Here is a 4,695-nt window from a genome sequence, read left to right as displayed (position 1 = left end):
CCCTGCAGCATATCGTCGTCGGTCGAGAAGTTCAGGCGAACTTCCTGACTCCAGGCGCTGTGCTCAAGCCTGTTGTCGAGCTGGGCGATCGGGATCGGGGTTGCGTCCTGGTCCTGGCCCCATTTGGAGGTATAGGCCCGGTACGAACCGATATAGACCAGCTGCAGATTGTCGTTGAGGTCGAGGGTAATGTTGCCATGGAGGCCCCAGCCTTCGAATTCGGTGATCGGCAGCGCGAAATAGGGCTTGTAGGGTGCCTGCGGGTTCGGCTCCATCCCGTCCATGAAGGTCGAATAGCTGACGAACCGCGCATCGTAGCCGTTGATCTTACCGCCGACATTGGCGGTGTCGCAGCTATAGGGACCGGATGGGACGAAGGCGCAGCTCAACTGCACCGGCATCCCGTCGGTGCCGACCAGCCACGGGATCGGATTGATGATTACCCAAGGAGCGCCGGGCAGATTGTAGTCCCGATAGCTGCCTTGCGAATCCACCGAAACCGAGGGGTTGACCGAGAATGGATCGAAGAAATCCGACGACACGCCGGGCGGCGTTGTATTGCCCGCAGCGATCAGGACCGTCGGGACCGCCTGCGAATCTTCGCGGGTGTAATCGCCCGAGATATTGATCTCGATATTGGAACCTTCGTAGCGCAGTGCCGCACGACCGGCGACAAGGTTTTCGCCGCCCATCGCCTCGTAATCGACATTGTTGTAAGGACCACGGCCGATCGTCGGGACGTTCGAATCGGGGTGCAGCGGTCCGTAATCGAGCATCGCGACATAGCCGTCCTTGCTGCGGCTCATGCCCGAGATACGCATCGACACATTGTCGGTGATCGCCATGTCCGCCATGCCGCGCACCGCGACCATGTCGTAGGAACCATATTCGACTTTCAGCGAACCCGAACCGTCACCGCGCGGCTTTTGCGAGAACAGCTTGATCGAACCGCCGATCGAGTTCTTGCCGGCCAGCGTGCCCTGCGGGCCGCGCAGGATTTCGATACGCTCAAGGTCGATCAGTTCGAGCAGCGAGCTCGACAGCGTCGGAATGAACACGTCGTCGACATAGACGCCGACGCCCGGATCGAGTGCGTAGTTGAAGTCAACCTGGCCGACGCCGCGGATAAAGGCGATCAGGCCCGAACCGCCGTTCTGCGGTTGCGGCCGCAGCGAGACGTTCGGTGCCTGCGCCGCCACCTCCTCGATGCCGGTCTGGCCGCGCTGGTCAAGCAGTTCGGCGTTCACCGCGGTGATGGCGATCGGCGTATCCTGGACATTGGCTTCGCGGAATTCGGCGGTAACAACGATTTCGACATTCTGCGCGACGGCTGGCGTAGTCAACGTCGCGGCGACCGCGATCGAAGATACGACGCCCAAAGACTTGAGCTTCATGAAAGCATCCTCCCACTCCAGGTCCGGAATGGCCTGGTGTCTAGTGTAACCACCCAGCGCCTCTTCCGGTTGCCCGGTACAAGAGCGATGGATCAATCAGGAGATTGCAGGGCAGCATGCGCCAAGCGCATCCTGCCTCCTCTCCTCGGGTCATCACCTAACGATATATTCGCTCAAGGCATAGGGTTTCCGCGAAATATTGCTGCGGCTTGTCGACGAATGTAACCATTGGGCAACACTCGATTTCGATGGGAACTATCTCCCGGAAGGCAAAAATCGCCCGCGATCAGGGGCCCGGGCTTGCTGAAGCCCTGCAAGCCAGCCAATAATCGCGGCCAATCGGCAAGGGTCTTCGTACAAACCCTTGGATTCTTTGGGAGAAGACCTTGTCTGAAGCGAAATCAGCGATAGCTCCAGCTGCCACTGGCCAGGGACGCCATTCTTCCGCCTACGAATACCGGGTCCTGCTGCTGCTCGGGCTGGCGTTCGGCTTCGCCTATTTCGACCGGATGGCGCTGACCTTCCTCGCACCCTTCGTGCAGGACGACCTCGGATTGAGCAACGAACAGATCGGCTGGGCCAATTCCGGCCTTTCGCTGACCTGGGCGCTCGGGGCATTCCTGATCGGCTTGTGGTCCGATGCGATCGGCCGGCGCAAGCCGTTCCTGATCGGCGCGTTGCTGCTGTTTTCGGTCTGCTCGATCCTGTCGGGCCTGTCCTGGAGTTTCGAGACACTGCTTGCGACCCGCGTGGTGATGGGGGCGGCCGAAGGGCCGTTCCTGCCGATCTGCCTGGCGATCATGGCTGCGGCGTCTTCGCCCAACCGCCAGGCGCTCAATGCCGGGATCGTCCAGAACGTGTTCGGCCCGATCGTCGGCACGGCGCTGGCGTCCTTCGTGCTGGTGCGGATCGCGGCGGCATACGATTGGCACGCAGCGTTCTATGTCGCGGGGATTCCCGGACTGGTCCTGGCGGTTCTGATCTGGCGCTATGTCGACGAGCCGCCGCGCGCACCTGTTCCGCCGGAGCAGACGAAGGCAAGAAGTTACCTGCCGGGCAGGAAGCTCCTCCAGCGCAACATCGTCCTGTGTTCGCTGGTCAGCATGTGCGCGGTCGGCTCGGTGGTGATCGGGTCGATCTTCATGCCGCTCTATCTCGATGGCCCGCGCGGCTATGCCGACCTTACCTGGAGCAACATCATGACGATCGTCGGCTTCTGCCCGGCGGTCGGGGCGATTGCCGTGGCGCTGCTCTCCGACCGGATCGGGCGCAAGTGGCCTTTGGCCCTTTTCTCCCTGCTGATGGTGATCGCGCCGGTTTCACTCCTCTGGTTCGAGGGATCGGTGGTGGTCCTGACGCTGCTGATGTTCGTCAGTTGGATGGGGCTCGGCACCTTCCCGCTGTTCATGGGCGTGATACCGAGAGAGACGGTCGGGGCGGCGATGGCCGCGACAGCGATGGGAGCGGTGGTGATGATCGGCGAATTGACCGGCGGCGTGTTCGGCCCTCCCATCGCCGGACGGCTGGCGGATCAATACGGGCTCGATTTTGCGCTATATCTCCAGGGCGCGCTGGCCCTGGGCGCGGGCTTCTTCGCGCTGTTCGTTGCCGAAACGCGCTGGAAATCACTGCCCGACGGCACCGATCCGGACGTCGTTTTCGCGTGAGCGAATGGTGGGTTGAAGCAACGATCAAACCGGAACAGAGAGAAGGCAATGGGAAGCAGATGAGCAAATGGGCCTATAGTACCGAAGGATTCCGTCGCTCGGTCTATCGCATCGATGGTGTCGAGACAGTGATTCACGAGATCGGAGAAGGCGAGCCGGTGGTCTATTTCCACGGCGGGGGAACCTATCACGGCTTCGAATGGGCGCGTGACTTTGCCGACAGTTTCCGGATGATCCTGCCCTATCATCCCAATTTTGGCGAAAGCGGCGATGCCGATTTCACCTCGGTCCGCGACTATGTCCTGCATTACGAGATGCTGTTCGCAGCCATGGGGCTCGAACGGTTCCACCTGATGGGGGCTTCGACCGGCGGGCATTTTGCGGCGCGCTACGCCGGTGCGCATCGCGACGAGGTCGACCGGCTGGTGCTCAATGCCCCGGCCGGCCTGCTGAGCGAGAATGCCTCGATCCCGGACTGGTCGAAGATCGACCACGCCCGGACCCCCGAATGGCTGGTGGTCGATACCGAATGGCTCGAGCCCTACTGGCCGCGCGAGCCTTCCAAGGAATGGATGGATTTGCGCCTGCGCGAACTGGGCGCGGTCATGGCCTCGCGTGAGGATTTGCGCGAGACGGATCGCCTGCTGCATGAGGCGCTGGCGGGCTATGAAGGCCCGGTGCTGCTGCTGTGGGGCGAAGCGGACCGGACGGTGCCGACCGGGTTCATTCCCGACTGGCAGGAATTGCTGCCACAAGCCGAGGTGGCGATCATCCCCGATGCCGGGCATCTGCTGCTCGACGAGAGCGTTGCCGCCCGTCTAGCCACGCTCGAATGGCTCAAGCGCGAATAGCGGAGTAAGGATTAGCCATGGGAGAAATTGCAACCAGCCCCAGAGATGTCACGGCGACGATGAAATATGTCGTCCGCGGCGAGAAGGCGACGTTCCATGCCGGCGACCGCGCCAAGAGCTACTGGCCGGGCGAGGAACACGAAGTCGTGATTCACGACATGCGCGCGATTGCCGAGCGGCTGTCGTTCGATCGCAACGGGTTCGTCCTGCTCGAGGAGCCGAGCGCGATCCGGGACTTCTCGGCGAAGGAAAATATCGATGCCTATTGCCGCGAAGTCGAGGCGCTGGTCCAGCGGCTGACGGGTTCGCTCAAGACGGTCAGCTTCGGGCCGATCGTCAGGACCAGCGCGCAGGGCACCCATGGCCATAACCAGCCGGCCTTCGGCGCGCATGTCGATTATGGCGACCGTACCGTGCGCGATTTCACTTACGACCTGCTGCCCAAGGACGAGGCCGAGCGCCTGCTTGAAGGCCGCTACATGCTGATCAATGTCTGGCGCCCGATCGTGCCGGTCGAAAGCGCGCCCTTTGCGCTGTGCGATGCGAGCACGGTGAAGCGCGAGGACTTGTTCGACAGCGAAGTCGTCGGCGGGCTTGGCGATTACAACCGCCGTTCGTTGTGGGGTTTCAACCTCGCCTACTCGCCCGGCCACAATTGGTATTGGGTGCCCGACATGCGGCCCGAGCAAGTGCTGGTGTTCAAGCTGTTCGATTCCGACCCCGACGCAGTCCAGCACACTGCCCATTCGGCGTTCGAACTGCGCGATGCCCCGGCCGATGCCG

General features: G+C 62.1%; 4 protein-coding genes. 3 read left to right on the top strand and 1 reads right to left on the bottom strand.

Annotated elements, in window-relative coordinates; all coding sequences use genetic code 11:
• Nucleotides 1-1,394, bottom strand: a 1,394-nt coding sequence (locus tag AC16XC_RS00665) for a TonB-dependent receptor plug domain-containing protein (RefSeq protein ID WP_484032702.1), incomplete at its 3' end; no start/stop codon positions are given.
• Nucleotides 1,395-1,780: 386 nt separating this feature from the next.
• Here AC16XC_RS00665 and AC16XC_RS00660 point away from each other — a divergent pair.
• From AC16XC_RS00660 to AC16XC_RS00650, 3 genes are all read left to right on the top strand, one after another.
• Complete coding sequence (locus tag AC16XC_RS00660; protein ID WP_484032701.1) at nucleotides 1,781-3,061, top strand: MFS transporter; 1,281 nt, start codon at nucleotides 1,781-1,783, stop codon at nucleotides 3,059-3,061.
• Nucleotides 3,062-3,120: 59 nt separating this feature from the next.
• Complete coding sequence (locus AC16XC_RS00655) at nucleotides 3,121-3,912, top strand: alpha/beta fold hydrolase (protein ID WP_484032700.1); 792 nt, start codon at nucleotides 3,121-3,123, stop codon at nucleotides 3,910-3,912.
• A 17-nt stretch (nucleotides 3,913-3,929) separates the two neighbouring features.
• Nucleotides 3,930-4,695 (top strand): CmcJ/NvfI family oxidoreductase (locus tag AC16XC_RS00650; RefSeq protein WP_484032699.1); only part of this gene is annotated, 766 nt, incomplete at its 3' end.

This window comes from Candidatus Andeanibacterium sp. (assembly GCF_057143545.1).
This window is presented reverse-complemented; position numbering and strand designations above follow the sequence as displayed.

What these genes read in the sequence shown, in the direction of transcription:
- AC16XC_RS00655 (WP_484032700.1), top strand. Translation starts at nt 3,121, where the DNA reads ATGAGCAAATGGGCCTATAGTACCGAAGGATTCCGTCGCTCGGTCTAT.